This window comes from Aeromonas sp. QDB54, assembly GCF_027707385.1.
In the GTDB taxonomy this organism is placed as follows: Bacteria; Pseudomonadota; Gammaproteobacteria; order Enterobacterales; family Aeromonadaceae; genus Aeromonas; species Aeromonas hydrophila.
In genome coordinates, this window is the sequence record NZ_JAPCIT010000029.1 from 1 (window position 1) to 24,773 (window position 24,773).

The 24,773-nt window shown below is 55.3% G+C and carries 28 protein-coding genes, 1 tRNA gene, 1 pseudogene and 1 other annotated feature; of the genes and pseudogenes, 16 read left to right on the plus strand and 14 right to left on the minus strand.

Going from position 1 to position 24,773, the window contains the following annotated elements; genetic code table 11:
- Positions 1-119: 119 nt before the first annotated feature.
- The 8 genes and pseudogenes from PG881_RS21025 (at position 120) to brxL (ending at position 9,914) form a co-directional block, all read left to right on the plus strand.
- A complete protein-coding gene (locus PG881_RS21025; RefSeq protein WP_270802725.1) occupies positions 120-494 on the plus strand; it encodes an Eco57I restriction-modification methylase domain-containing protein in 375 nt (124 codons plus the stop codon).
- Positions 495-510: 16 nt separating this feature from the next.
- Positions 511-1,059 carry a hypothetical protein gene (locus PG881_RS21030; RefSeq protein ID WP_270802663.1) on the plus strand — a complete coding sequence of 183 codons (549 nt, stop codon included), beginning with the start codon at positions 511-513 and terminating at the stop codon, positions 1,057-1,059.
- The gene (locus PG881_RS21035) at positions 1,056-1,262 is read left to right on the plus strand and encodes a hypothetical protein (protein WP_270802665.1); all 207 of its coding nucleotides are present in this window, start codon (positions 1,056-1,058) and stop codon (positions 1,260-1,262) included. Before PG881_RS21030 ends, PG881_RS21035 begins: the two co-directional genes overlap by 4 nt.
- Positions 1,263-1,274: 12 nt before the next feature.
- Positions 1,275-2,843: pseudogene (pglX, locus tag PG881_RS21040) on the plus strand (BREX-1 system adenine-specific DNA-methyltransferase PglX); the annotation flags it as partial.
- A gap of 155 nt (positions 2,844-2,998) precedes the next feature.
- Positions 2,999-3,709, plus strand: coding sequence for a DUF3944 domain-containing protein (locus PG881_RS21045; protein ID WP_153006715.1), 711 nt, complete (start codon positions 2,999-3,001; stop codon positions 3,707-3,709).
- A gap of 39 nt (positions 3,710-3,748) precedes the next feature.
- Positions 3,749-4,699 (plus strand): hypothetical protein, encoded by a 951-nt coding sequence (locus PG881_RS21050; RefSeq protein WP_234578010.1) that lies wholly within the window; start codon positions 3,749-3,751, stop codon positions 4,697-4,699.
- Positions 4,700-4,919: 220 nt separating this feature from the next.
- Complete coding sequence (pglZ, locus tag PG881_RS21055) at positions 4,920-7,565, plus strand: BREX-1 system phosphatase PglZ type A (RefSeq protein WP_234578008.1); 2,646 nt, start codon at positions 4,920-4,922, stop codon at positions 7,563-7,565.
- A 102-nt stretch (positions 7,566-7,667) separates the two neighbouring features.
- The gene (gene brxL, locus PG881_RS21060) at positions 7,668-9,914 is read left to right on the plus strand and encodes a protease Lon-related BREX system protein BrxL (protein WP_270802671.1); all 2,247 of its coding nucleotides are present in this window, start codon (positions 7,668-7,670) and stop codon (positions 9,912-9,914) included.
- Between the two features lie 59 nt (positions 9,915-9,973).
- Here brxL and PG881_RS21065 read toward each other — a convergent pair whose 3' ends face one another.
- The 8 genes from PG881_RS21065 to PG881_RS21100 form a co-directional block, all read right to left on the minus strand.
- On the minus strand, positions 9,974-10,318 hold the full coding sequence (locus PG881_RS21065; RefSeq protein ID WP_139392557.1) for a type IV toxin-antitoxin system YeeU family antitoxin: 345 nt from the start codon (positions 10,316-10,318) through the stop codon (positions 9,974-9,976).
- 95 nt (positions 10,319-10,413) lie between these two features.
- Positions 10,414-10,911 (minus strand): RadC family protein, encoded by a 498-nt coding sequence (radC, locus tag PG881_RS21070; RefSeq protein WP_139392556.1) that lies wholly within the window; start codon positions 10,909-10,911, stop codon positions 10,414-10,416.
- Positions 10,912-10,982: 71 nt separating this feature from the next.
- Positions 10,983-11,279 (minus strand): hypothetical protein, encoded by a 297-nt coding sequence (locus tag PG881_RS21075; protein WP_139392555.1) that lies wholly within the window; start codon positions 11,277-11,279, stop codon positions 10,983-10,985.
- A complete protein-coding gene (locus PG881_RS21080) occupies positions 11,272-11,682 on the minus strand; it encodes a hypothetical protein (protein ID WP_139392554.1) in 411 nt (136 codons plus the stop codon). The genes PG881_RS21075 and PG881_RS21080 overlap by 8 nt, the downstream gene beginning before the upstream one ends.
- A gap of 9 nt (positions 11,683-11,691) precedes the next feature.
- Positions 11,692-12,117 carry a DUF2787 domain-containing protein gene (locus PG881_RS21085; protein WP_139392553.1) on the minus strand — a complete coding sequence of 142 codons (426 nt, stop codon included), beginning with the start codon at positions 12,115-12,117 and terminating at the stop codon, positions 11,692-11,694.
- Positions 12,118-12,136: 19 nt separating this feature from the next.
- On the minus strand, positions 12,137-12,484 hold the full coding sequence (locus PG881_RS21090) for a YkvA family protein (RefSeq protein ID WP_024941034.1): 348 nt from the start codon (positions 12,482-12,484) through the stop codon (positions 12,137-12,139).
- An 83-nt stretch (positions 12,485-12,567) separates the two neighbouring features.
- Positions 12,568-13,017, minus strand: coding sequence for a hypothetical protein (locus tag PG881_RS21095; RefSeq protein ID WP_234578004.1), 450 nt, complete (start codon positions 13,015-13,017; stop codon positions 12,568-12,570).
- Positions 13,018-13,065: 48 nt separating this feature from the next.
- Positions 13,066-13,401, minus strand: a complete 336-nt coding sequence (locus PG881_RS21100) for a hypothetical protein (protein ID WP_042658366.1) — start codon at positions 13,399-13,401, stop codon at positions 13,066-13,068.
- A 207-nt stretch (positions 13,402-13,608) separates the two neighbouring features.
- On the opposite strand from PG881_RS21100, the gene PG881_RS21105 reads away from it, so the two are divergent.
- Positions 13,609-13,959 (plus strand): helix-turn-helix domain-containing protein, encoded by a 351-nt coding sequence (locus tag PG881_RS21105; RefSeq protein WP_139392551.1) that lies wholly within the window; start codon positions 13,609-13,611, stop codon positions 13,957-13,959.
- Here the strand turns inward: PG881_RS21105 and PG881_RS21110 are convergent, their stop codons facing one another.
- The 5 genes from PG881_RS21110 to PG881_RS21130 all read right to left on the minus strand — a co-directional run bounded on the left by PG881_RS21110 (position 13,960) and on the right by PG881_RS21130 (position 18,476).
- Positions 13,960-14,928 (minus strand): recombination directionality factor, encoded by a 969-nt coding sequence (locus tag PG881_RS21110; RefSeq protein WP_234578002.1) that lies wholly within the window; start codon positions 14,926-14,928, stop codon positions 13,960-13,962.
- Positions 14,925-15,914 carry a YqaJ viral recombinase family nuclease gene (locus tag PG881_RS21115; RefSeq protein ID WP_234578001.1) on the minus strand — a complete coding sequence of 330 codons (990 nt, stop codon included), beginning with the start codon at positions 15,912-15,914 and terminating at the stop codon, positions 14,925-14,927. The genes PG881_RS21110 and PG881_RS21115 overlap by 4 nt, the downstream gene beginning before the upstream one ends.
- A 94-nt stretch (positions 15,915-16,008) precedes the next feature.
- Entirely contained in the window at positions 16,009-16,959 is a 951-nt protein-coding gene (locus PG881_RS21120) for a DUF932 domain-containing protein (RefSeq protein WP_234577999.1), read from the minus strand.
- A gap of 235 nt (positions 16,960-17,194) precedes the next feature.
- Positions 17,195-17,271, minus strand: a tRNA-Arg gene (locus PG881_RS21125).
- Between the two features lie 50 nt (positions 17,272-17,321).
- Positions 17,322-18,476 (minus strand): flagellar assembly protein FlgT, encoded by a 1,155-nt coding sequence (locus tag PG881_RS21130; RefSeq protein WP_029303764.1) that lies wholly within the window; start codon positions 18,474-18,476, stop codon positions 17,322-17,324.
- A 194-nt stretch (positions 18,477-18,670) separates the two neighbouring features.
- On the opposite strand from PG881_RS21130, the gene PG881_RS21135 reads away from it, so the two are divergent.
- Both PG881_RS21135 and PG881_RS21140 read left to right on the plus strand, forming a co-directional pair.
- Positions 18,671-19,291, plus strand: coding sequence for a FlgO family outer membrane protein (locus tag PG881_RS21135; RefSeq protein ID WP_016349807.1), 621 nt, complete (start codon positions 18,671-18,673; stop codon positions 19,289-19,291).
- Positions 19,292-19,306: 15 nt separating this feature from the next.
- Positions 19,307-19,738 carry an LPP20 family lipoprotein gene (locus tag PG881_RS21140; RefSeq protein WP_011705018.1) on the plus strand — a complete coding sequence of 144 codons (432 nt, stop codon included), beginning with the start codon at positions 19,307-19,309 and terminating at the stop codon, positions 19,736-19,738.
- Positions 19,739-19,839: 101 nt separating this feature from the next.
- Here PG881_RS21140 and pheA read toward each other — a convergent pair whose 3' ends face one another.
- Positions 19,840-21,012, minus strand: a complete 1,173-nt coding sequence (gene pheA / locus PG881_RS21145) for a prephenate dehydratase (protein WP_011705019.1) — start codon at positions 21,010-21,012, stop codon at positions 19,840-19,842.
- Between the two features lie 38 nt (positions 21,013-21,050).
- Positions 21,051-21,185, minus strand: a sequence feature (Phe leader region).
- A gap of 169 nt (positions 21,186-21,354) precedes the next feature.
- Here pheA and PG881_RS21150 point away from each other — a divergent pair.
- The 5 genes from PG881_RS21150 to PG881_RS21170 all read left to right on the plus strand — a co-directional run bounded on the left by PG881_RS21150 (position 21,355) and on the right by PG881_RS21170 (position 24,633).
- Positions 21,355-21,954 carry an HAD family hydrolase gene (locus PG881_RS21150; protein WP_270802681.1) on the plus strand — a complete coding sequence of 200 codons (600 nt, stop codon included), beginning with the start codon at positions 21,355-21,357 and terminating at the stop codon, positions 21,952-21,954.
- Between the two features lie 25 nt (positions 21,955-21,979).
- Positions 21,980-22,258, plus strand: a complete 279-nt coding sequence (locus PG881_RS21155; RefSeq protein ID WP_011705022.1) for a DUF6482 family protein — start codon at positions 21,980-21,982, stop codon at positions 22,256-22,258.
- A 45-nt stretch (positions 22,259-22,303) separates the two neighbouring features.
- Complete coding sequence (locus tag PG881_RS21160; RefSeq protein ID WP_011705023.1) at positions 22,304-23,176, plus strand: hypothetical protein; 873 nt, start codon at positions 22,304-22,306, stop codon at positions 23,174-23,176.
- Positions 23,177-23,271: 95 nt separating this feature from the next.
- Positions 23,272-23,820, plus strand: coding sequence for a DUF3157 family protein (locus tag PG881_RS21165; protein ID WP_016349812.1), 549 nt, complete (start codon positions 23,272-23,274; stop codon positions 23,818-23,820).
- Between the two features lie 183 nt (positions 23,821-24,003).
- The gene (locus tag PG881_RS21170) at positions 24,004-24,633 is read left to right on the plus strand and encodes an outer membrane beta-barrel protein (protein ID WP_016349813.1); all 630 of its coding nucleotides are present in this window, start codon (positions 24,004-24,006) and stop codon (positions 24,631-24,633) included.
- Positions 24,634-24,773: the final 140 nt, after the last annotated feature.

Genomic DNA, 24,773 nt, shown 5'->3' on the forward strand with positions numbered 1-24,773 from the left:
CTCATGATGAACCCTGTTCCATGGCTCCAGATGACAAACATGATCTCATATCAGGGACTTGTTCGCACCTTCCCTATGATGCGGTGATTGCCAACCCGCCTTATATGGGGAGCAAGGGTATGAATGCTGAACTTAAAGAATTTGCTAAAAAGCAGTTCCCCAACAGCAAATCAGACCTGTTTGCCATCTTTATCGAACGCAATCTGGATCTCACCACCGCTGCAGGTACGGTTGCCATGATCACCATGCAAAGCTGGATGTTCCTCTCCTCGTTTGAGGCATTGCGCGCCCGTATTCTGGGGCAACACACCATTCTGGGGATGGCCCACTTGGGCGCTCGCGGCTTTGACAGCATCGGTGGAGAGGTGGTTTCCACCACCGCCTTTGTGCTGGCCCAGCCCCATTTGCCTACTTACCAAGGGGCCTATTTCCGACTGGTGGATGGCAACTCGGAAGCCGAAAAGGCGACGATGTTTAAAGCGGTACTGCGGTAAGGGAAAATAGCGAATTATGCCTAACTCAAACCCCTGCAAATTGACTCGCGCCGAGTTGGCCGATATCTACGAAAAACTGGTGCTCTATTACGAGCAGCATCAGGGGCTAGCATCTGAGCATTTATCGGCCAAAGTCAAAGGCTATTGTAAGTTAAAGGACGAGCTCAGCCTACAAATTCGGTCGTTCTCGACCGAAAAAGAGCTGGCCGAGGCTATCCTGCCCACAGTTGATAACAAACAAAACTTGATTTGGTTTCATAACGCCAAAGGCAATATTTTAAAGAGTATTTTTTACCATCTGCGTAATGCTGCCGCTCATGCCGATATTGAGCGAATGGAAGGCAACCCGATCTGTTATCACATTGAACATCATTATAAAAAACAGCTAAAACTCATCTGTCAGATGAAAAAAAATGACTTTTGGCATTTTGTTGATGGAGCAAAAAATTTCAAAGGCCACGGCAAAACAAAAATTACATCAGCCAAGGTGAAAGAATCGACCAAAATGACGACTAAAGATCCCTTGGTCGCAAAACATAATTTGAATGAAGAGGTGCCAGAATGAGCCAGCAAGAAAATAAAAAAATGGCCGAATTTTTTTACCGCGCATCAGCGGCGGATTTCAAAAAAATACCAGGGAGGGCGATTGCATACTGGAGCAGTTCTTCAGTGAAAGATGTTTTTTTAAAAGCACCAGAAATATCTTCCGTTACAAAAATCCGCCAAGGAATGGCGACAACAAATGATGATAAATTTTTGCGCTTATAGCATGAAGTTAGCCTTAGTAGTACTTGTTTTAACTCTAGAGATAGTGATGATGCAATAAAATCTAATAAGAGGTGGTTTCCATTTCTGAAAGGAGGGGAATTTAGAAAATGGTATGGAAATAATTCTTATTTGGTTAATTTTGCAAACAATGGAAGTGAGGTGTGTAAGTATATAGATAGTACACCAGGAGCCAAGGTTAAATCTAATGGCAGAGTGATCAATAGAGTGTGTTATTTTAAGGAAACATTTACATGGTCATTGATTTCAACTGCTAACTCTTCATTTAGATATACACCGAATGGATTTGTTTTGGGCCATAAAGGTCCTGGTATATACGCAGATGAAGTAAGTCTAGAGAGTATTGGTGCATATTTGAACTCCAAAGTTTCATTACATTTTTTGAAGGTTCTTTCACCTACTATTGGTTTTGAAGTTGGGCAGGTATCTAAGCTTCCATATATCGCAAAGGAAGTTGATTGTATTGATGCTATTGCAATAGGAAAAAAAGACTGGGATTCGTATGAGGTTTCTTGGGATTTTGTAAACCTCCCTTTGCTGCATCTTGATTATCGTCAACCCTTTCTTAGCCTTACAATCCAAAACCTCCTCTCCTGCTGGCAAGAAAAAACGCAAGAAATGCAGCGTCTTGAAGAGAAAAATAACCGCCTCTTTATCGATGTCTATGGCCTGCAGGATGAACTGACTCCCGAGGTACCGCTGAGCGAAATCACCCTGACCTGTAACCTGCACTATCGTTATGGTGGCAATCTCAGCGATGAGGAGCGGGAAGCACGACTGCAGTCGGACACCATCGCCGAGCTGATTTCCTACGCCATCGGTTGCATGATGGGCCGCTATTCACTGGATCGTGATGGGCTGGTGTACGCCTATGCCGGGAACGAGGGCTTTAAGGCGTTGGTAGAGGAGGGGGCCTATGCCACCTTTGCTGCCGATGAGGACGGCATCTTGCCACTGAGCATTGATAGCTGGTTTGAGGATGATGTAGCCGCCCGCCTTGAAGCCTTTGTCTGCACTGTCTGGGGCAAAGAGACCCTGGAAGAGAACCTGCAATTCATCGCCGATAGCCTCTGCCTTGCTGCTATCAAACCGGTGAAAAAGGGCGGTGAAACCGCCCGTGAAACCCTGCGCCGTTATCTCTCGACTCAGTTCTTCAAAGACCATATGAAGACCTACAAGAAGCGCCCCATCTACTGGCTGTTTAGTTCAGGCAAAGAGAAGGCCTTTGAGTGTTTGGTCTATCTGCACCGCTATAACGAAGCGACTTTGCCGCGTATGCGTACCGAATACGTGACGCCGCTGCTCGGTCAGATGGCCGGACGTATCGAACGCTTGCGCTTGCAGCAAACCGAGGCCAGTACCAGCGATGCCAAGCGCATTGGCAAAGAAATTGACAGCCTAACCAAACAGTTGGCCGAGCTGCGCGCCTTTGATGATCAGCTGAAACACCACGCAGATATGCGCATCCGGCTTGATCTCGATGACGGGGTCAAGGTCAACTATGGCAAGTTCGGTACCCTGCTTAGCGATGTGAAAGCCATCACCGGCGATAAGGGCGAGTGATCGACCTATCGTCCATCAAATCAAGGCGAGAGCTGCCGCTTGTGCGGCAGCTCTCATTTTGCTTATTGTCGTTCAAGGTAGAGGGTTATCCCTTGGACTTGACTGGTGAGGGCGTAGTATTTTATTGATATTTATCATGAATTGGTGGCGTGAATATGGATATTAATATTGCAAGCAGATATTACAAGTACAGAGAAGATGAAGATCTGGCATTTATTGCTCACTGCACCCATGAGCAACTCGCGCCACTGGTTAGTTATTTGACTATTGATCGTGATGGCAAGCCAAGATTGGCTGAAACCTTGACCAATAACCCCGAATTTAAAGCAAACAAGCATGATTTTTCTCGGGCATGGCAAGCCATCTGCACAGAACTGCAAACATATGGCAACTCGACAACATTAAATATCGTGACCAGAAAGGGGGCCGCGTATAAGGATATTGTGCAGTTTACTGCAAAATCCGTTGGCTGCGTGATAGACAAGCAGAGTGATGTGCAGACCCTCGAGCAGGCGATAGTGGCCAAGGTGCTGGAGTTGCAGATGGATAAGATGACGCAGGCTGAGCGGGAAGCGTTTATTAAAACCATGAAGAATGACTATCAAGTGAATAATATCGACCCTTTAAAGTGGACGGTCAGGGATTTTAGTGTGATATCGGGCGTACTGGCGGGTGCATTCGGTGGGGCTGCTGCGGCTGGAGCTATGCTGCTGCCAAGAGCATTATTATTTTCTAGTCCACTTGGGCTCGTCGGCGGATTATTCAGTGCTGTGGTAGAGGGGCCTGCACTGCGAGTCACCTTGCCGTGCGTTATCCATATCACCATGTTGCGTGAGTTCCATCGTCACGGTAACCCGTTCAACTGAATCTGATAACACAAGTCTTGACAACACAAGGATATTAAGATGCTTGAAGAGACGCTCAAAGTGATTATGGTGCCTGATTGGGCCAAAGTTGACCCTGAGATTCGCGAGTTGATCGAAACGGGCCATATGCGCCTGCGTGAAGGCGTCATTTATTGGGCCAAGGGTAAAAAACTGGTAGAAGGGGCGGGGAGTATTGTCAAGCACCTTCCCTTTAAAGAGATGACGGTAGATGTCAGCCAGGGCGTTAATGTCGAGCAGTTGATGAAAGCCACCGCCGCCATGCAGAAAAGCATCGGCCTAGCGGTCGGGTTATCAACCGGGATTATTCTCGCTGCGATAGTGATTCAAACCGCCTATCTCTCTCAAAAGCTCAATAAAATCCAGGCGTCGATAGATAAAATTGCTGTTGAAATTCAAACTCAAAATCAGCTCTTTTATCTTGAAAAACTTTCATCGTATATGGGTAGCATTATGGCGGCCCATGAGATGTTGGCTGTTTCTAAAGAGAGCGAGGCATACCCTGAGGTGATTGCACCATTATTGGCAACACTTGCTCAGCAAAGAAACGAATTGTGTACATTCTTGATGAATCTGATTGGCTGGATCGACCACAGTAAAGCAATCGAGAATAAAATTACCGATGAACATGCTGCATTGATTGTTGATTTTGTGACAAGCGTATTGGATGTCATGCCAAAATCGATTTATGTGGAGTCTGCACTTTATACCACTCTTGGTAAATATCATCATGCAGATGCACTGGTTGAGTCGGCAGCAATAAAATACAAGTCTGTTTTGAACTCTTATCGGTTATGGGCAAAAGTTGGTTATGATCAGTGGTTAACCGGCAAGGCCAGTCGCAGTAGTCACCTGCTGGTTAATAAATTTGAAGATATTAACAATTTGTTACACTCTATCGAAAATCAGCTGCTGCTGGGCAACAGTCAGCAATTATGCAAACAGCAACTTGAGTGTGTTGTGACAGCTTAACATAGTGCTGGGTTGTCAGAGGCTATCAAGAGGACAGGGAGGTGGCTGGCCTGTCTTCTCTACCACCTGGTTGAGTCCGCGAGTAGCGCTTGCCAAAGTGACCATTCGATGACTCCAGGCCCTACCCAATACGGATTGCTTCATGAACTCTAAGAGCATTTCGATTACCATATGGTTTTGTTGTAAATCGGAGCCTAATGGCTTGTCGTGACGGATTTTTATGGATATCACCCAGCTCCAAACCGGGCTAAATAAGAAATTCGAGCAGAGCCGGATCGTCTTTTGGCATGATCCCGAGCAGAGCTTTACAGCACAGCTGGCAGAGCTTGCCGCTCCCCAGGCCGGTTTGTCCCGCGAAGGCCAGCCCGTGGTGGTGCTCAACATGTCACAGCACTCCCAATTACAGGTGAGAAGGCGCATAGAACTCGATGAGCCGACCACGCCATTTCTGCTCTACTGGCCAAGCCCTGAGCCTGCAGCAGCCAAAGATTGGCTGCTCGATATGCGTCGCTACAGCGCTACTTTTTATGCCGATGCTGCATCGATCCTGCTCAACGAGCTGGGTCTTGCCAATATGGCGTTGCGTGATTATATCGCGTCACGCAGCAGCTTTTTTGCTAACAAGGATCGTACCGCTGCCCTCAAGCGTCGTTTGGATGGTCGCAGTGGGGTGGAAGACTCGCTGTCGCTCGATCTAAAGATGATCAGCGTGTTGTTGGGTTGTCTTGCTCAACCTGCTGATGTAGTCAGGGAACTAGGCGCTCGCCTGTTGGATACTCACTTTGAGCCCGCAGATGCTCTGGCCCCACTTGACCAACATGGGTTGCTGCCGAGCCTTTGGCAGTTGTTAGAACGGGATTATGGTTATCAGGTCGCCGAAGAAAATAAGGAGTCTTTGCGGGAGTTTATCCGCAAGCTTTTTGCCAGTGAGAGTTATGAGTTGCTGGAGGTGACCAAGCAGGAACAGCGCCCGGCTTGGTTGCAATCGCAGTTGCTGGTGACGCCGACCGGCCGAGCCAATGCCATGGCATTGCTGGCGGGTTGGCGCGATTCATTACAACACAGGGGAGCGTTTGCCCAGCTTTCACAAGAGGTGGCGACGCAGCTTGAGCTGTCAAACAGGTTGAATAGCCTGACGACTCAAGAGGTCTGGTGTTGGGCAGAGGTGACCAGTTTTGAGGCGGTTGAGCAGGCCTTGATCCGAGAGTTGGTTGCTGGATTGATGGGGGGCGATCTCGGTTTGAGTCGCAGCGACTTTAGCCAGCTCATCTCGCGCCGTCGTCAGGGCTTTTGGCCCGGGTTCGAGCCCAAGTATGCCCATCTCTATCAGGCGCTGCTGCATGCTGAAAATCTGTTGGAGCTGCGCAGAAACTACCCGGATGGTTTTCATTTTTCATCGGCTCAGGCCATGTATCAGGCTTATGAAACCGAGTTATTCCAGTTTGATGCTGCATATCGTCTCTTTAACGAGGCATTACTCCATTTGCAGGGGCAGGCAGTTGAGGTATTGGCCGCTTTAGCCGACAAGATCGAAGATCTCTATGTTAACTGGTACCTCTACCAGCTTGGCTTGGCATGGGATGGATTGCTGGCCAAGCAGCAACTGCTGGCACGCTGGGAGTTGGACGTACCAACACAAGCACGATTCTACGATACCGTTGTTAAGCAGCGTTTTACCCAGGCAGGGGTAAAGCGGCAGTTTGTGATCATCAGTGATGCGCTGCGCTACGAGGTGGCTCATGAGTTGCAGGGGCAAATCAACGAGGCCAAGCGTTTTGCCGCCAAGCTCACTAGTCAGCTGGGAGTGTTGCCCAGTTACACTCAGCTCGGGATGGCTGCCCTGTTACCCCACCAGCAGATTGATTATGCACAAGGGAGTGCGACTGTATTGGTGGATGGTCAAAGTAGTGCCGGATTGGATAATCGCAGTGCAATTTTGGCTAAAGTGGGGGGCATTGCGATATCAGCCAAGTCGCTGCAAGGTTGGACCCGCGCTCAGGCCAATGAGGCGATTGGCGATGCTCGGGTGATCTATGTCTATCACGATGTCATTGATGCCATCGGTGACAAGCAGGCGACTGAGCAGCAAACATTTTCGGCAGTTCGTCAGGCCATCGATGAGCTCAATAATCTGGTCAGCAAGATCATCAATGGTTTTGGTGTTACCCGAGTCATCGTCACGGCAGATCATGGGTTCTTGTTCCAGCGTGAGGCGCCGGAAAGTGGGGTTAAAGCCCAACTACAGACAGAGCCTTCTGGCACGCTTGAGGCCAAAAAACGCTATCTGATCGGACGGCAGTTGCCTGTTAATGAAGATGTCTGGCAGGGCCGGATCTGCGACACGGTCGGCGGAGATTCCGATGTCGGATTCTGGCTGCCCAAGGGGGTAAGCCGTTTCCACTTTGTGGGCGGTGCCCGTTTTGTGCATGGCGGGGCCATGTTGCAGGAGATCTGTGTGCCGGTGATGGAAGTGCAGGAGCTTCGCGGCAAAAAGCAGGCGCAGCATGAGAAGAGCAAGGTGAATATTGTACCTGCCTATCAGCCCATCAAGTTGGTCAATGCCATCGACAAAATCCGGTTCTTGCAGACCGATGCCGTTGATGAACGGCATAAGCCGCGCACGGTGCGTTTTGTGGTGATGGATGCCTATGGACAGCATGTATCTGCTATCGAGAAGCTCAGCTTTGATGCCACTTCCGGCACCCTTGAGCAGCGCCAGCAGGATGTTCGCTTGAAGCTGACTGGTACCAATTTTGACCGCAAGGCGCAATATCTGTTGCTGCTGGAAGATGATGAGGATGGCATTGAGCTGGCCCGCTACCCGGTGACCATTGATCTGGCGATCCAGAACGACTTCGGTTTTTAATACCGGAAATTGTTGAGACGATTTGTCAGTGATGAACCCGAATTTCTTGAACTTTTATTGATGAAATAAGGCATAGCTCAGGTTATGCCTTGGAGTGACCCGATGCCACATGATGAAATGAGTGCAACTGAAGGCGAGTATGTCGGTAAAGATCAACCGGACGAGCAGGCCACATCTGTTACCCATATCACCAACAATGTGCTGATCCAACAGATGGATGTGTACCCAGGAAGTAAGCCAAGTGGTGATGAGAAAATTCCTGAGCACGGTTTGATATCCGGTTATCCGTTCGCAGGGGCAGCAGATGAGTTGGCTCAGCATGCCAGCATGGATCTCGATGCTCGCCTGAATCGCTATTTCAAAGGCAAAGTGGTGCGCAAGGATCTGACCAAACAGCTCAAGGAAGGGGCCAATGTCCCCGTCTATGTCCTGGAATATTTGCTCGGGATGTATTGCGCCTCTGATGATGATGAGGTGGTGCGCGAAGGGTTAGAAAACGTCAAGAAGATCCTGGCCGAGAACTATGTGCGTCCCGACGAGGCAGAGAAGGTCAAGTCACTGATCCGTGAGCGTGGCAGCTTCAAGGTGATTGACAAGGTGGGGGTCAAACTCAATCAGAAAAAGGATGTCTACGAGGCGCAGCTCTCCAATCTCGGCATCAAGGATGCTGTGATCCCTGCCAATATCGTCAAGCAAAACGAGAAACTGCTGACCGGCGGGATCTGGTGCATCATCACCCTCAATTACTTCTATGAGGAAGGGCAGAAGATCTCGCCCTTCTCAATTTTTACCCTGAAGCCGATCCAGATGCCCTCCATGGATATGGAGGAGCTGTTCGCTGCGCGTGCTCATTTCAATACCGATCAGTGGCTGGATGTATTAATCCGCTCCATCGGCATGGAGCCGACCAACTTGCAGCAACGGGTTAAGTGGCATCTGCTGACCCGGATGATCCCCTTTGTTGAAAATAACTACAACGTCTGTGAGCTGGGGCCGAGGGGGACGGGTAAAAGCCATGTCTATAAGGAGTGTTCACCCAACTCCTTGTTGGTCTCCGGTGGGCAGACAACGGTAGCTAACCTGTTTTACAACATGAGTTCGCGCCAGGTTGGTCTGGTGGGCATGTGGGATGTGGTGGCTTTTGATGAGGTGGCGGGGATCACCTTCAAGGATAAAGACGGCGTACAGATCATGAAGGATTACATGGCCTCTGGGTCCTTCTCCCGTGGTCGTGATTCAATCGAGGCAAAAGCCTCGATGGTTTTTGTCGGTAACATCAACCAGAGTGTCGAGACCCTGGTCAAGACCAGCCATCTGCTTGCGCCGTTCCCGGAGGCGATGATCGATACGGCCTTCTTCGATCGTTTTCATGCCTATATCCCCGGTTGGGATATTCCCAAGATGCGGCCAGAATTTTTCACCAACAACTATGGCCTGATCACCGATTATCTCGCCGAGTATATGCGCGAGATGCGTAAGCGCAGTTTCTCCGACGCCATCGATCGTTACTTCAAGCTGGGCAACAACTTGAATCAGCGTGATGTGATCGCCGTTAGGCGTACTGTGTCTGGGCTGTTGAAGTTGCTCCATCCACATGGTGTGTTTGATAAAGAAGATGTGCGCCGCTGTTTGACTTATGCGCTGGAACTGCGTCGGCGCATCAAGGAGCAGCTCAAGAAACTCGGTGGTATGGAGTTTTTTGATGTGCATTTCAGCTACCTCGATAATCAGACCTTGGAAGAGTTCTTTGTCAATGTGCCGGAACAAGGTGGCAGCCAGTTGATCCCGGAAGGATTGGGTAAGCCCGGGGTGGTGCATATGGTCACCAAGGGCGGGGCAGGGCAATTAGGCCTTTATCGTTTTGAAACCCAAATGACACCTGGCAATGGCAAGCATTCAACCTCAGGCCTGGGTTCCAATACGCCAGCGAAGGAGGCGATCCGGGTCGGTTTCGATTACTTCAAAGGCAACCTAAATCGGGTCAGCGCAACGGCCAAGTTCTCCGAGCATGAGTACCATTTGCATGTGGTCGAGCTACATAACTCCGGCCCCAGCACCAAAACCAGTCTGGCTGCGCTGGTGGCGTTTTGTTCCATTCTGATGGGCAAGCCGGTACAAGAGCAGATGGTGGTACTGGGTGACATGACGCTAGGCGGTGTGGTCAATCCGGTTGAGGATTTGGCCGGTAGTCTGCAACTGGCGATGGACAGCGGCGGAAAACGTGTATTGCTGCCGATGGCGTCTGCCTCGGATATTCCAACCGTACCGGCGGAGATCTTCTCCAAGTTTCAAATCAGCTTTTATGCTGATCCGGTGGATGCCGTCTACAAGGCATTAGGGGTTCAGTAGTCAGCCAAAAAAAGAAGTCTCAGGTAGGGTGAGCTAAATGCTCACCCTCTGCCTTAGATTCATGTTTTCGTGGCTTGAGCACTACTGCATTCCTGCCGGTAGACATCCAGATAGAGATATCCGTAGCTGGCTTTGGGATTAGCCAGACACACCCATTCCCCTTGCTGCAACGTCACCAATTTATCTTGGTCACTCAGTAGTTCTCCTTGTTGAAAGAGCTTGCTAAGGCGCTCAATAAAACTTGGTATAACGGTATCAATGTCGGTGAGCCATTGCTCGTCAGCATCGCCATAGACGCCGCAGCGATCCCAAAGCAGGGAAACCCTGCTTCGTTCAACAATTGCACGTGCGCCAAAACGTGGTTGAACTTGGGTGTGTAATCCCCAACTCCCTATGGTTCCCATTTTCTGTGTACTCCTAATGATGGTAAGTCGTTGTAGAGCTCACTGCTGGCCATACCTTCTTCCTCCATGAACGGGCCCCCTGACCAGCGTGGCAGTTACAAATTCCCTCGTTCTGCCAGCGACACCACTCCCTCAGTACCGACGACCAGATGATCCAAAATCCGGATATCCACCAGTGCCAGGGCATCCTGTAGGCGCAGGGTGATCTCGATATCTGCCCGGCTGGGTTCCGGGTATCCCGACGGGTGGTTATGAACCAGCATCAGGGCGGCAGCATTGTGGTGCAGTGCCCGCTTGACGAGATCGCGGGGGTAGACGGTTGCAGCGGACAGGGTGCCCAGGAACATCTCCTCGTAGGTCAGGATCCGGTGTTGGTTATCGAGGAACAGTGCCGCAAAAACTTCGCGATCCCGTGTTTGCAGCAGCCCTTGCAGGGCCTGATGGGCCAAGTGTTTATCGGTAATAGCTTCTCCCTTGGCCAGTTTCTGCCGGGCAACGGCTTGGGCGATGGTGAGCAGGTCATCGTCGGTGACAAGGTCAGTCACCCGGTAGGTGCCGGAGGTTTCCCCGGCGATCAGTTTGTGGTGCAACATGATTGTGCTCCATACGCCATCGCCCCACCGCGTTGGATGCGGCAGGGTTGGCGAGCTATTTGGTTAATGGGTTACTGAATGGGGTGTGACAGCAGGCTTGGTTGGGAATGTTCAGGCCGCCAAGGTGTGCGGGTGTAGTCGTGCAGCGGAATGTGGTAACTGGTGGCTACTAGGGTGCCGAACTGGGTTAGCCAGCGGTGATCCGGGTGATCGCACAGCCATTGCGCCAGTCTGTCACCCCGTTCGTTTTCATAGCGTAGGTAGAGGGCGTAACCGGCTACCGGCTGGCCTTGGTCATTCACCACTTCAATCTGACAATTGTGCTCAAGATAAGCCTCCAGCTCGATGGCGATCACGGTGTTAATCATCCTTATTCTCCTGTTGCTGAATAGGGTCACTCTCTACCCGATAGCCGCGATGGATGCAGATGCGCTGCAGGTCAGTCAGGAAGCTTGCAAGCACGCGAGGCTGATCGGTGAGTGAGACTGGCCCTGCTTGGCAACGCCAGAAACAACTGCGCTTGGGGTCAATGCAGATCTCATCCCTCGGCTGGCTCATGGTGTGCCAGTCCTCAGCATTGGTGAGAGAGAGCAGTTGCCACTGCACGCCAGACCAGCGCACTTGTAAGGTGACTGTGCTGGCTTGTGGGCTATCCGGTGTCAGGTGCAGCAGCCAGCGCTGGCCACTGCGGGTGGGGGTTAGCTTGGCGTTGGCGGCGATTTGTCCCAACCATTGACGTGAGTAGTGGGAGAGCGCTAATTCTTGGCTCATCGTGACCTCCTAATCCCCTGCGACCGTGACGCTGAAGCATTCCAACCGGCAGTAGGCAATGAAGTTGCTTTGCCAGATATCGAACAACTCCCGCGCTTCGGCCAGCCGCAGCGGTCCCCAGCCCAACATGGTGTGTTCCCCATCGAGGAAGTTGAAATCGAGCTCTTTGCAGAGCTCAGCATCCTGGGCGAGCCCTTGGTAGCTGAAGTCGGTGACGTAATCGAACAGCCAGCCATCGAGCCCGCGGATCAGGCGGATCTCGACCGGGTGCACGCCGCCTTGCTCGGCGCTGTAGCCGGGATTGCGAAAGTTGAAGGTCAGTTGGGTTAAGCGCTCAAGATTGAGCTCGGTTTTAGCGACTTCCTGGTTAAGCTGAACCAGCAATGCTTGTGCTACGGGCAGGGCAAAGCCGTCCCGGAAAAAGGGAATGGTCATGGTGTACTCCTTGTGGGGGTTAATCTTGGCCGAACAGCTCGCGCATTTTTTTGGCCACACGGGCACGGATCTGGGCGTCAATAAAGGCGGTAATGCTGGCGAGCGCCGCACTGAGTACCGCGATGTCATCGGTGAGCCCCATCGGTAACACGTCCGGGATCGCATCGATCGGTGAGATAAAGTAAGCCAGCGCACTGTAGATCAGCAGTTTGGCCCAAAGCGGCAGGTCATCCTTCTGGCTGGTGTAGTAGAGCAACAGGCTGGTCTCGATAAAGGGCCGACCGGCACGTTTGGCAAAGGCCAAGAGTTTGTGCCAAAAGCCTGGGTGATCGAACGGCTCGCATTCAGGGGGAATGCAGGGGGGCATAGTGCGTCTCCTTCACGGGTGGGTGAATTGCAGAAATAAAAAGAGAAGGCAAATGCCTCCTCTTGGATGGGAATGGATGTGATCTATTGGTCCCACATCAAGCAGTCAAACTCGGGGGTATTAGTGGCGGGCAGTACAGCGGCTACCTCTTGGGTCGGCAGTGCCAGCTGCTTGCCGTCCGCCGTTAAAATGCGGATCGACTTGGCCTTGCGCAACTTGCCCCACATGTCGAAGAAGTTGTTCTCACCGACACGGGATTCGGTCTCATAGGGCGCATCGTATTGGATGCCATCGACGATGATGGAGAAAGCCTGCCCAGCATAAGAGCCGTACTCCTTGCCCTGCACAGTAGCCGTCATGCTGACTTTGCGGGTGTCATTACAGGCGATATAGAGGTTGTTTTGCTGGTTAACCACCGCCGTGTATTCGCTGGTGCCCTGACCCCAGCCACTGCTCCAGCGTCCGGCCTCGCCATACGCAAAGGCGTTGCCGCACAGCAGCAGTGCTGTTGAGGTAATGAAGAGTTTTTTCATCCTTGTGACTCCTAAAGGCTCAAGGATTTAGATGAGCCATTAACGTGGTTATTTTTTGTAAAGCACGCTGAGTGAGTTATCCACCAAGTGCTTAACGATTTCATAGTCTGGATTGTAAGTGGCGAGATTATGTGCCGCGATGGTGACGGCAGATGCGATCCCGGCTAGACCAGTAATACCTCCAAAGACGCTGGCCCCTGCTGCTGCGATCCGGCCCTTGGTATACACCCGGCATTTCAGCCCGGCAGGTTCGATGCTGTTTTCAAGTTTTGTAACAGCAGCGCTCATTCGCCCCGATAGCCCCACGACTTCGAAAGATTTTCGTGCACGGATCAGTGAGGCCAGCTTGTCAGTACCTAGATCTTCATAAGTCAGTCTTTCCATGTTTTGTTTCCTTGGTCGTGTAGTAAAAGCGTCTTATGGAGTCCACCTGTTGCGAGTTGGTCACGATGGTTTATTGGTTGAGGGCCTCGCATCTGTGTCAAATCAGCATCAATTGCCGTTTGTGGACTCATTAAGTCTTTAGTCTACCTTTTGAGTCCTTATCGTCAATGGGTCCATGGTCAACCATAGAGGTTGACTGGAGGACCCATGACAGATATCAACCTTGAGCTGTTAGCCAAGAGCGTCGGCAAGGCGATTAGCCACAAGCGAACTCAAGCCGGATTCACGCAAGAGCAGGTGGCTGAATACCTCAGTATCGGGATGGAAGCCGTCTCACGAATGGAGCGGGGGATCGTGGTGCCAACCGTGGTGCGGCTGGCGGAGCTCGCTCAACTTTTCGGCTGTGAGCTGGCGGATTTCCTGCGCGAGACCAGTAACCGCCCGACCGAGCAGGGCATTGTGCTGAGCCAGCAACTGGCTCGGCTCGATGATGCTGACCGAACCCTGTTGCTGGAAACGGTAGAACGGTTGGTGGAGCGGTTGGCGCGTCCCCGCTGATCACCCGCCATTTACTGGGGGAGGGGATGGGGTCCCTTTCCCCAATTTGTTGGTGAGCGGACTCCTTTTGGGTTGCGGCCTCTGCGGTGCGGCATGCGAGGTAGTCGCCTCCACTCCAGCGTTACCATTAGCCGTTTCGTCGTTGTTGGCTTCGGGATAGAACTCCTCCAGCAGCATCGGCACCTCTTCATCGATATCCTCAAATTGGCCATTGCGCAGCAGGTCGCGAGCGGCCTGCTCCATCTGGTCGATGGCGAGCCCCGCCTCTTGATCACGCCGGGCGGCCTCCAGTGCTTGCCTGACTGCCTCAGTCAGGTTGGTTTCTTCCCGCAAGGTCAAATCCACGTAGTAGACCGGTGTGCGGTACGACTGGGTGGTGCTCTTGGCTCGCAACCGCAGGGTGAGCGGCAGATAGCGGGTATGGCCCCCGCTCACTGCCTCCAGGTACTTCAGTCGCGCCGCCAGGGTGCGTACCGAGTTGTAGCCGGTGGTGCGGAAGATAAAGCTACCCAGCTCATCCCCTTGCCCCTCCACAAACAGGTTCAGTCGTCCGTACAGCTTGCAGCCCTGTTGCCCTGCAAAGGCGCAGCGCTCTGGTCCTGGGCAGCTGACTTCCTCCATGCCTTGCGCCCCCACACGTCTCGCCACCTCCCCATTCCCGACACAGAGCGGCCTGCCGGTTTGCCGGTCAAAGGCGCTGTATTCCGCCCGCAGATTCAAGTCGCTGTCGTTGAACAGCACCCGCACTGGAATGGCGCGGATCTTGGTTTGCTCCTGACCTTGGCCACTCTTTTGCGATGAGTAGTGTTGATGCAGGGGATGGAGCAACCATCCCCCCTTTTGCTGTACCTGGGTGGTGAGGGTGAAGCTGTCGTCCTTCTCCGGTACCCACTTATCCTGTTTTTGCACCAGCTTGCCGATGCAGATCCGCCCGATCACGGGCGGGGTAATCGCCAGTCCTTTGATCATGGTGTTTGCCTCAAGGGTTGAATGGTGAAACGGCGCACGCCGGGCACCGGTTTGACATAACGGGTGAGCAGGTCGGGATGATCCTGACCGAGCTTATCCAGATCCGGTGCCAGCCGGTCTTTGCTGCGCTTCCAAGTGATCTTGCCATCGGCAAACAACCCGGCTGTCGCTTCACCCAAAGTGGCTTGCAGCCGCTGCTTGAGTTGCGACTCCTGTAGCTCGACCGCTTCCTTTTGCTGACGCAAGCGCAGTAGCTCGCCAAACAGCTGGTTGAACTCAGGAGAATCGGAGAGATCCACCGTCTGACCATCATCGCGGGGAAAGAGCCAGCTCAGGGCATTGGCGGCATCACTGGAACCATCAGGTTCAGGCTGCTGGTCTTGTTGCACCATCTGCCAGAACTGCGCTTCCCGTTCGGTGAGATCCTGGATCTTCTCCTCATCGCGCTCGATGCGGTAAATCCGAAAATCCTGACCGCCGATCAGCACAGCCACTTCGGCCCAGGCATGGCCGGTGACGGCCAGTTGATGGAGTACCTGACACTGGTAAGCCACCGGCACTCCTTCCTCCCACTGGGGGGCGCTGTGATAGCTGGCGGTCTTGATCTCCAGAATGCCCGGCCCATCGGGATGGCCGACTACCTCCCGATCGAGGTTGGCGAGCATGAAGGGTTGCTCGGGGTGTTGCAGCACTGCATTGACCCGGCGCACCTTATAGCCGGTGCGTTTGGCGTAGACCTTCGCCAGCACCGGTTCCAGCTCAATGCCCCACAGCACCGCTTCCTTGTGGGAGATATCCTCCGGCTCTTTGCGGCCGGTCTTCTCCAGCCACAGGCTGAGTGGACATTTGTAGGTGGAGAGGCCTACTGCCACGGCGGCATCGGAGGAGCCAATGCCGAGCTTGCGGATAGCGAGCCACTGCTCGCGGGTTAATTGGGTCGTGGAGGCCAGCCGCAGGGCCTGGCCGTATTTGGTTTTTGCTTTCATGACTATTCCTTGTTGACGGCATAAATGACGACGCCCGGATTGGCTTGCGCCAGTCCGGGTGAGGTCGTTATGCGGTTTAAATGGGGAAGCGGAATTACTGCAGCAGAGTGAGTGCCTGATTCAGGGCTTGGGATTTGAGTTGGGCACCCTGGCCGAACCAGGCGGAATCGAGCCGGTGGTCCTGACTACGAGCGCGGCGGTGGTGATCCACGTATTCGGTAACAGCATTGACCAGCCCCCAGGCGGTATTGCGGGAACTGGCAAGCTCTGAACCCATACCCGCCCCCTGATAGAGCTCATGCAGGCGTTGTACCGGCTTGGTGAGGATGATGTTCTCCTCATCCAGCGGTTGCGCCAGCAAGTCGCTGAAAAAGCGTAGCGCCTCTTCAGGGGCCACGGGCCGCTGTGCCAGTGCCTTGCTCTGGACTTTGAACTCATCCCAATGGGAGAGCCCGAGCCCAAGCGACTCTTTGACGGCTGCGGGATCGAACTGAGTGGAGTGGGGCACCTTGATGGCGCCGGTAGCGCCGCGCAGTGCCATCTGCAGGGTGTTGTTGCAGACCACTCGCAGCGAGGTGAACTGCGCCGTGGTGCAGAGCGTGCCGTCGCAGCTGGTTGCCAGCAGCAGATAGGATTTAACCAAATCACCACCTGCTAGCTTGAGATCCTGACCGGTCTTGGCCAGTGCCCACAGCTTGCGGCCACCTTTGAGCGAGCCTGCTGTTTCCAGCTCAAAGCCACCGGCTTCCACCAAGTCTTGATAGAAGTGCAGGACCTCGTGAGGCTGTACCACGTTGTAGCGACTTGAGACTACCGACAGGGGGGTGAGGGTATCGGAGCGATACAGCACCTTGCTGTCGCTGTAGTGGCGGATATGTAGCGCATCGGAGGCGACGTTAAACATCACGTCGCTCTGCTCGATGGTCCAATTCATCCCGGCTGCTTGCAGCCAGATATCGAGGGATTGTTGTGGGGGCAAGACATTGCCAAGGCCATGCCAAGGGGTTTGGCCGGTGTAGGCCATGGTGTCAATCAGGTGAGCCATATCTCCTCCAAGAATTGTGAAATGCAGACATTCAGCCTGCTAACTCATGGGGGGGATGTAGGTTTGAAAGTTTATTGAATAGGATTTATTTGCTATTGAATTCTCATTATTTTAAGGGGCTTTACAGCATGATGGTGTTGTGCAATGAACTGCACTGGAGGGGTACGGAGAGGGGTAGGAGGCCAAAAACGACCAAGGGGCTAGCACCATGAAGATGCTAACCCCTTGTTTTGTATGGCGCTCCCGACTGGAGTCGAACCAGTGGCCTGTCCCTTAGGAGGGGACCGCTCTATCCTACTGAGCTACGGGAGCATTGTGGCCGGCATTATACAAGAAGCCGCTCCCTTTTAAACCCTTGATTCTTATTCCAATACTGCCAGATCCCCGATCTGGATGTTAAACGGCGAATATTTGTTCTGGCTGCTGATGATGGCGCCATCCTCGAACACCTGCACCACTTCGAACAGGCCGTCGGCGGGGTTGCGCATCATGCGCGACTTGCCGTAGGGGTCGATGAAATCGGCATCGTGCTGGATGCGGAACTGATCCCCGAGCCGGACGCCGTTGCGGCGGCCCAGATTGATGTGGGGGCCGCGCTCGTTCTGGCCGACCACCCGGGCGGTGACCGGGGCGCAGCTGAGCTGGGCCACCAGATCCTGCACCGCTTCCTGCAACTGGTAGTTGACCTCCTGGCCATAGCTCGACTGCCAGAACTGGCCGCTGCTGCTGCCCACTTGATCCCGCTTGGCGAAGGTCCAGTTGGCCCGGCCCTGGTACTCCTTGCGGCCGAGCAGGCTGCCGTTGATGCCGTCGAACAGATAGAGCTGCATGCGAAAGTTGCGGATGGGGTCTTCATACCAGCTGGTCAGCTGGTTGCCCTGCGGTTCGAGGGAGAGATCGTCGATGCTGCCGAGCACCAGATACTGGCTGTCGGTGCGCAGGCTGAGCGCCTTGATCTCTTCGAGGGCGCTGCGATCCCCCTGTTGCAGGTGGAGCGGGTCGATGCGCAGGTTCTCGTCCAGCCACTGGCGTACGGCCACCCCTTGCGGTGCGTTGGCCAGGGCCTCGAACATGCGGCGTGACAGGTTGGCGGGCATGTCGTCGAGGGCGCCGTAGCTCGCCTGCTCGGGGTAGCGCAGCCGCAGCCGCACCAGCGTCAAATCCTTGGCGTAGTGCTGGGTCTGGCAGATCTGGCGTTCGGCCTGGATGTCGGCCTGCAGCGTGATGTACATGCGGCCGTTGCGCACCTCTTCCCGCTTGAGCCGATACTGGCGAATGTCGCCGCCGGAACGGATCTGGATCTGCTCGGAGCGCAGGCTGCCGTTTTCCAGGCGCTGGATGCTGGAGACGGCGGCGCCGCTAGCCAGCAGAGCCTGTCGCAGGGCATCGCGGGTCGCCTGCTCGCGGGCGTAGACCTCGTCTCCGCCCAGGATGGCGGCACTGCCCTGCGCCTCGATGATCTCGGCCCGGGCCGACAGACTGGCAAGCAGCAGGGTTAACAGCAGCGGTAATTTCATGACAAGCACCTTGAATATGCGGGTCGGCGCGATTCACCCCTGTCGAAGCGAAGTCGCCGGCCGATACAGATCACAGAACCGTGCCGGTTGCACAGCACACGCGAATATTTAGCAAGATCCATGCCTCATTCCCGGCTCAAGCTTTGGCCGGTCGAACCGATAACAAATCAGGTGCAGATACAGGAAAGGTATCCATGAACAAACTCATCACGGCGTTGGCGCTCGCCCTGGCATTGGCCGGCTGCGGCTCCGACCCCATCAACCGGGAGCAGGGTGATCCTCGCCAGGCGGCGCAGGGGATGGAACTCAACTGGTTGGTGGCGCGCATGACCGATCAGCTGATGGAGCGCAAGTCGCTCTCCACCCTGACCGAACCCATTGCGGTCTCCTCTTTCGTCGATCTCGATACCTTGCAGGACACCAACTGGATGGGGCAGCAGATCGAGGAGAGCTTTATTTACGAGCTGAATCGGCGCGGGGAAGTGGTGGTGGATTTCAAGCTGACCGGCAGCATCAAGGTCACCCCGCAGGGGGACTTCGTGATGAGCCGCAACTATCGGGATCTCTCCCCCCGGCTGCCCATCTCCCGCATCCTGACCGGCACCTTCAGCCGCAACAAGCAGGGGATCCTGGTCAATGCCCGCATCATCGACCTGCGTACCAAGATGGTGGAGACCACGGCCCAGAGCCTGATCCCGCAAAAATACCTGTTCGGTGCCAACAATTCGTTTGGCCGGGCCTCGATCAACCGCGGTTACCTGATGCGTGACAGCCAGGCGCGTCCCGGCGGCCATCTGGTCAACCTGACGCCCTGACAAGGAGTAGATGCAATGAAAATCCTGTTCGGATGCCTGCTGGCCCTGCTGCTGACGGCGTGCAGCGGCGGCAATCGGGTGGTCAACTATGGCGGCGGCAACAACAAGCCGGATGATTTCCCGGTGCTCAAGGCGGTCGGTTACGCGGTGATCGACATCCAGCCCGGCCCCTCCCAGTCCGAGAAGATGCTGCAGGCCATCCGCGCCTCCAAGATGGATGCCTATCGCGAACTGGCGGAACAGCTCAACGGCCAGCAGGTGCGCGGCCAGAGCAGCTACAAGGACTTGACCCAGACCTCCAACTCGCTGGACGTGTCGGTGGCCGGCATGGTGCGCGGCGCCAGGGTGGTGGCCTCCTATCCCCGTGGCAACACCTATGCCACCGAGATGGAGCTCGATACCCGCGCCCTCTACAACATCAACCAGCTGATGGCGGGCCAGTTCTGACGGCGTGCACGCGAAGAATGGACGACAAAAAGGCGACCCCGGTGGGTCGCCTTTTTCATTGGCGGTGTCGGCCGCCCAAGCCTGGCTGATTGCAGCGCTGGCTAGTTGCCCAGCAGCACCGGCGGCACGGCGGTCGGCTTGACGTCTTCGCTCGGATAGCAGCCCAGCACCTTGATGTAGCGGGTGATCTTGGTCAGCTCCATCAGCGCGGCCTGCATGGCCGGGGTCTGCAGGTTGGCGGAGACATCCAGGTAGAACATCTCCTCCCACGGGTTGCCCTGCACCGGACGGGACTCGAGCTTGGTCATGTTGATCTCGTTGCTGCGCAGCACCAGCAGCGCCTCCACCAGCGAGCCCGGTTTCTGGGAGGTGGACATGATGAGGGTGGTCTTGGCCGGGATCTGCGGTGCCACGTCGATGGGCTTGCGCGCCACCACGATGAAGCGGCTGTAGTTCTCCTTCTGGTTGGCCAACTGTTCGGCCAGCACATCCAGCCCGTACAGCTCGCCGCCAGCGGCGCTGCCGATGGCCGCCGCCTCCGGGCTCGCCAGTTCCTTCACCTTCATCATGGCGCTGGAGGAGGAGTCGCAGATCTCGTGGCGCGCCCCTTCCAGTTTGCTCAGATAGTGGGAGCACTGCTGGAATACCTGCGGGTGGGCATAGAAGGTCTTGATGCGGCCCAGTTCAGTTGGTACGGCGGTGAGGATGCAGTGCTCGATGGGGTAGGTCAGCTCACCGACGATGGAGAGGCTGGTGTGCTGCATCACGTCGTACACCTCGTTGATGGAGCCCGAGCTGGTGTTCTCGATGGGCAGTACGCCGAAGGCGGCACGGCCCGATTCCACCGCATCCAGTACCTCGCGGAAATTCTGGCAGTTCACCTCGATCACCTGATCCTTGTAGCGGGCCAGGTACTTGCGGGCGGCGAGGCTGGAGTAGGAACCGCGCGGTCCCAGGTAGGCGACGCTGGTCATCGGCTCCTGCTGCTCCGGGTTGAGCAGGCTCTGCAGATAGGCCTGCTGGGAGAGCACGGAATCTTCGATGATGGTGTGGTAGATGCGGGTGATGTACTGGGCGTCCAGCCCCAGCACACGCCCTTTCTGGATCAGGGCGACCAGCAGATCCTGCTCGCGCTGGGGATCGCGGATCGGGCGCGGATTGGCCTGCTTGGCGCGGGCGACCTCGATGCTGAGGGTCTTGCGTTTGGCCAGCAGGGCGAGCAGCTCCTGATCCAACTGGGTGATGTCTTGTCTGATCTCGTCGAGCGTTGCCATGATGGTTCCCTATCCAAGTAATCGATTGTGGTGGCTGCAAAAAAAAACCTCCGCTAGGGGAGGCTCGATTCGTCTTTGCTTTCTGTTTACGCGAGTGCTTCACGTGACGACGGGCCTTCCCTCATGAGGGCCGGATAAACGAGAAAGCAAAAAAGAATGGTGCGTGCATGAGTGTGTCCTTGAGGTAACGCCATAACCATTAAGGGATTTGACCGTGCGATGCAAGTAAAACTTGCCCGGGGGAGGCGAACGGGGCAGGGTAGGGGCGTGAGCCTGCGGGGGAAAAACCGGGTAAAACGGACCCGCTTGCTGTCGTAATGATGCAGATAGCTGGAGGTGAAGATGGCGATTATTTTCGATCTGGGACGGGTGGTGGTGAGCTGGGATCCGGTCGGTATCGTGCGCTCGGTACGCGGGGCGCACGGAGCTGAGCAGCTGGCGGAGCGGCTGTTCAACCACCCGGACTGGCTGGAGGTGGACCGTGGTACCCTCTCACTGCACACCATGGCCCGCCAGGCCGAGCATCGCACCGGGCTGAGCGCCGCCGAAAACCTGGCGATTTTGCAGGCGGTGCCCGCCTCGCTGGTGCCGGATCCCGCTATGCTGAGCCTGATAGAGAGCCTGCATGGGGCGGGTCACACCCTCTACGCACTCTCCAATATGGGTCATGCCAGCATCGACTGGCTGGAGCAGCATCAGCCCTTCTGGCGTTTCTTCAGCGGCAAGGTGGTGTCGGCAAGGGTACGGATGATGAAGCCGGAGCCGGATATCTATCGCTATCTGCTGGTGTCGTTCGACTTGCAGGCCGAGCAGTGCCTGTTCATCGATGACAGCCCGGCCAACGTGACTGCCGCACAGGCGTTGGGGATCGGCGGTCTGGTGTTTACCGATGCATACAGTTGTCGCCAGCAGCTGGTGGCGCAGGGTTACCTGCCCGCCTGAATGGCAGGATGTAGAGGGAGAGGGTATGGAGCATGGCCGGTTTCGCAATTGGCTCAGTCACTATCCGGACGCGGGGCTGCTGATCGCCTGTCTGGATGGCAGCGGTTATCAGCTCTGCGTCGAGGCCGACGGCGAGATGCAGTGTCTCACCGACAGCGGAGGGGGCCGGCTGACCTTTGCCTCCCTCGAACAGGCCGAGGGATTTCTGCGCATGCATCAGGTTCATCAGGCGAAACTTCGGATTTATGATGCCCAGCTGGATGAAAATGAAACTAATTGGCATGAAATTATCATTAAATTCTGATTTATCCCTGCCCTTTAAGGGTTTATTCAGGATTGTTGCAGCACAATGGCGCCCAATTCATCATCCGGTGCCGTCGTTATGGATGCCAATATCGTTGTGCTGAATCGGGGATACGATCAGACCTTTCAGACCAGGGAACAGTCACTTATCGAGACCCTGGCTGGCTACGGCGAACTGGCGGTCTCCTTCTCCGGTCGACTGGAATCCTGCTACAGCATGGATCTGTGCCGCGCCAGCGGTATCCGGATCCGGGCCATCACCCTGGACAGCCCGACCCGCAGTCGCAAGGAGGTGGCGCGCGCCAAGCGCTACTGCCAGCGTTACGGCATCGAGCAGCGGGTGATCAAGACCGATGAGATGATCTTCTGCGATCACCTGCGCCACCTCAACGAGGTGATCGATCCGGTGCGCTATATCTGCCACCTCACCGCGCTGGAAACCGACTGGAGCCACCTGCCCATGCTGCTGCCGGCGCCGGTGGAGGAGCTGCAGGAGTATCTGCGCCGTTTCGGCAGCCTGCCGACCAATACCCTCTGGCTGTTTGCCAAGCAGGGCATGACCCACAGGGACTTTCGCTACGGCTTCAACAAGCGTCAGCTCGGGCGCTGGGGCAAGAGTGCCCACGGCTGCCTGAGCTACCGTTTCTCCGACCCCGAGCTGGTGGAGCGCCGTCATCTGCGGATGGTGGACATGGCAGAGCAGATGCTGGCCGACATGGGGCTGGAGGAGGCCCAGGTGTTTTTTCATACCCTCGCCGATCGGGCCACCACCCTGGCCCGGGTGCGGGTGCCGGCCCGGCTGCGGGCCCAGGCCTTCGATCTGCAGCCGGATATCCTCACCGCCCTCAAGAGCACGGCCTTCGATCTGGTGACGCTGGACATGGCGGCGGAAGAGGAGCGGCAGGAGCTGGTGGTCTAGGCAACCGAGGGCAGGAACGTGAGTGCGGTCATAGGCAAGCCGGGACGGACTCTTTATACTGACGCCCTTTTCCATCGACGCCGAGTCATCACCCTATGAAACCCTTGTCCCGTCTGCTGGTTGCCCTCTGCCTCTCGCCCCTGCTGGTGCAGGCCGCTCCGCTCACCCAGGTGACCCTGCCGGATGGCCGCCAGGTGCAGCTCAACGATGACTTCACCTGGGAATACCTGCTGCTCAAACCCGCCGCCGACGGCAGCGCGGTGCAGGGCACGGTGGCCGTGCCGGTGCTGACCGAGCAGGCGATGAGCAACCCCGAGCTGCTGGCCCAGGCCGTCAAGGACGGGATCGGCGTCAAGCTGGCCAAGGTGGAGGGCTCGGATCCTCTGCAACTGCAATTCATGGTGAGCAACACCGGCACCCGCAATGTGGTGCGGGTGCGCGGCAGCGTCACCCTGTTCAGCGAGCAGGGGGCCCAGCTGGTCAAGCAGGAGGCCCGCTTCTGGGTCGGCGAGAACCGTCTGCCGGAGTCCTATCTGCGCAAGGGACAACAGCGCCCCTCCATGGTGCTGGAGGTGCCGCGCCCGGCCGGTCTCACCGGCAAGCCCCTGGTGCGGGTCGAGATTGAGGAAGTGGAGTTCCGCTGATCCCTCATGCAACAGGCTCCTTCGTGGAGCCTGTCTTGATTGTTAACCCGGTAACCACCTGCAACAGTTGCTTACATCTGACATGGTTTGGCAACAGCTTGCCGCTCGGCATTTCTCCCCGCCCTCTGCACAATGACCCCATTCCAGCTAGGTCCCAACTAGCTCAACGATGGAGTCATCAAAATGAAAAAAGCTGCACTTTCAGTTCTGGTTCTGGCCGGTTTCGCTTCAACTTCTGCTCTGGCTGAGGATGCCTTCAGCTACGCCAAAGGCGGCCTGACCTGGGCGCACACCAAGTCCGATTACATCGGCGGCAAGGATAGCAACAACCGCGATTTCGGCGGTCTGAACCTGGACCTCTCCAAGAGCTTCGGTTCCAACTTCTACGGTCGTCTGGGCAGCGAGTACACCTCCCGCAACGATGGCAACGACAGCATGGGCATCTCCAGCCTGGGTCTGGGTGTCTACACCCCGCTCAGCACAGGTCTGAACCTGTATGGGGAAGCAGGTCTGATGGGTTACACCATGGAGCGTCAGGTGGCTGCCAACGTCAAAGACAGCGGCTGGGATGTGATCACCCGCAAAAACAGCGGCAGCATGTACGGTGAGGCCGGCCTGCGCTACGACATCGGCGCGGTCGAGCTCTCCACCGGCTACCGCTACGCCAACATGACCGACGACATGCACGATTTCAAAGTGGGCGCCGCCTACAAGGTGAGCCAGAACCTGGCCCTCACCGCCGACTACACCTATCGCAAGTGGGACCTGCAACAGGGCTCCATCACCAGCCTGGGTGTGAAGTACAGCTTCTAATCATTCTTCCTGTAGTGTCTTCATTTTTACCCATGACTTCGGTCATGGGTTTTTTCATTTCCGGTTGATCCACCCTTCACCCTTGCGCCGTATCAGTCCGCAATAGTTATACAACTTCCAATTTCTTGTATAACTGCTAT

Bases quoted from the DNA above. Each gene is read 5' to 3' on its own strand.
- PG881_RS21025 (WP_270802725.1), top strand. From the start codon at position 120: ATGAATGCTGAACTTAAAGAATTTGCTAAAAAGCAGTTCCCCAACAGC.
- PG881_RS21030 (WP_270802663.1), top strand. From the start codon at position 511: ATGCCTAACTCAAACCCCTGCAAATTGACTCGCGCCGAGTTGGCCGAT.
- PG881_RS21035 (WP_270802665.1), top strand. From the start codon at position 1,056: ATGAGCCAGCAAGAAAATAAAAAAATGGCCGAATTTTTTTACCGCGCA.
- PG881_RS21045 (WP_153006715.1), top strand. From the start codon at position 2,999: ATGGATATTAATATTGCAAGCAGATATTACAAGTACAGAGAAGATGAA.
- PG881_RS21050 (WP_234578010.1), top strand. From the start codon at position 3,749: ATGCTTGAAGAGACGCTCAAAGTGATTATGGTGCCTGATTGGGCCAAA.
- pglZ (WP_234578008.1), top strand. From the start codon at position 4,920: ATGGATATCACCCAGCTCCAAACCGGGCTAAATAAGAAATTCGAGCAG.
- brxL (WP_270802671.1), top strand. From the start codon at position 7,668: ATGCCACATGATGAAATGAGTGCAACTGAAGGCGAGTATGTCGGTAAA.
- PG881_RS21065 (WP_139392557.1), bottom strand. From the start codon at position 10,318: ATGGGAACCATAGGGAGTTGGGGATTACACACCCAAGTTCAACCACGT.
- radC (WP_139392556.1), bottom strand. From the start codon at position 10,911: ATGTTGCACCACAAACTGATCGCCGGGGAAACCTCCGGCACCTACCGG.
- PG881_RS21075 (WP_139392555.1), bottom strand. From the start codon at position 11,279: ATGATTAACACCGTGATCGCCATCGAGCTGGAGGCTTATCTTGAGCAC.
- PG881_RS21080 (WP_139392554.1), bottom strand. From the start codon at position 11,682: ATGAGCCAAGAATTAGCGCTCTCCCACTACTCACGTCAATGGTTGGGA.
- PG881_RS21085 (WP_139392553.1), bottom strand. From the start codon at position 12,117: ATGACCATTCCCTTTTTCCGGGACGGCTTTGCCCTGCCCGTAGCACAA.
- PG881_RS21090 (WP_024941034.1), bottom strand. From the start codon at position 12,484: ATGCCCCCCTGCATTCCCCCTGAATGCGAGCCGTTCGATCACCCAGGC.
- PG881_RS21095 (WP_234578004.1), bottom strand. From the start codon at position 13,017: ATGAAAAAACTCTTCATTACCTCAACAGCACTGCTGCTGTGCGGCAAC.
- PG881_RS21100 (WP_042658366.1), bottom strand. From the start codon at position 13,401: ATGGAAAGACTGACTTATGAAGATCTAGGTACTGACAAGCTGGCCTCA.
- PG881_RS21105 (WP_139392551.1), top strand. From the start codon at position 13,609: ATGACAGATATCAACCTTGAGCTGTTAGCCAAGAGCGTCGGCAAGGCG.
- PG881_RS21110 (WP_234578002.1), bottom strand. From the start codon at position 14,928: ATGATCAAAGGACTGGCGATTACCCCGCCCGTGATCGGGCGGATCTGC.
- PG881_RS21115 (WP_234578001.1), bottom strand. From the start codon at position 15,914: ATGAAAGCAAAAACCAAATACGGCCAGGCCCTGCGGCTGGCCTCCACG.
- PG881_RS21120 (WP_234577999.1), bottom strand. From the start codon at position 16,959: ATGGCTCACCTGATTGACACCATGGCCTACACCGGCCAAACCCCTTGG.
- PG881_RS21130 (WP_029303764.1), bottom strand. From the start codon at position 18,476: ATGAAATTACCGCTGCTGTTAACCCTGCTGCTTGCCAGTCTGTCGGCC.
- PG881_RS21135 (WP_016349807.1), top strand. From the start codon at position 18,671: ATGAACAAACTCATCACGGCGTTGGCGCTCGCCCTGGCATTGGCCGGC.
- PG881_RS21140 (WP_011705018.1), top strand. From the start codon at position 19,307: ATGAAAATCCTGTTCGGATGCCTGCTGGCCCTGCTGCTGACGGCGTGC.
- pheA (WP_011705019.1), bottom strand. From the start codon at position 21,012: ATGGCAACGCTCGACGAGATCAGACAAGACATCACCCAGTTGGATCAG.
- PG881_RS21150 (WP_270802681.1), top strand. From the start codon at position 21,355: ATGGCGATTATTTTCGATCTGGGACGGGTGGTGGTGAGCTGGGATCCG.
- PG881_RS21155 (WP_011705022.1), top strand. From the start codon at position 21,980: ATGGAGCATGGCCGGTTTCGCAATTGGCTCAGTCACTATCCGGACGCG.
- PG881_RS21160 (WP_011705023.1), top strand. From the start codon at position 22,304: ATGGCGCCCAATTCATCATCCGGTGCCGTCGTTATGGATGCCAATATC.
- PG881_RS21165 (WP_016349812.1), top strand. From the start codon at position 23,272: ATGAAACCCTTGTCCCGTCTGCTGGTTGCCCTCTGCCTCTCGCCCCTG.
- PG881_RS21170 (WP_016349813.1), top strand. From the start codon at position 24,004: ATGAAAAAAGCTGCACTTTCAGTTCTGGTTCTGGCCGGTTTCGCTTCA.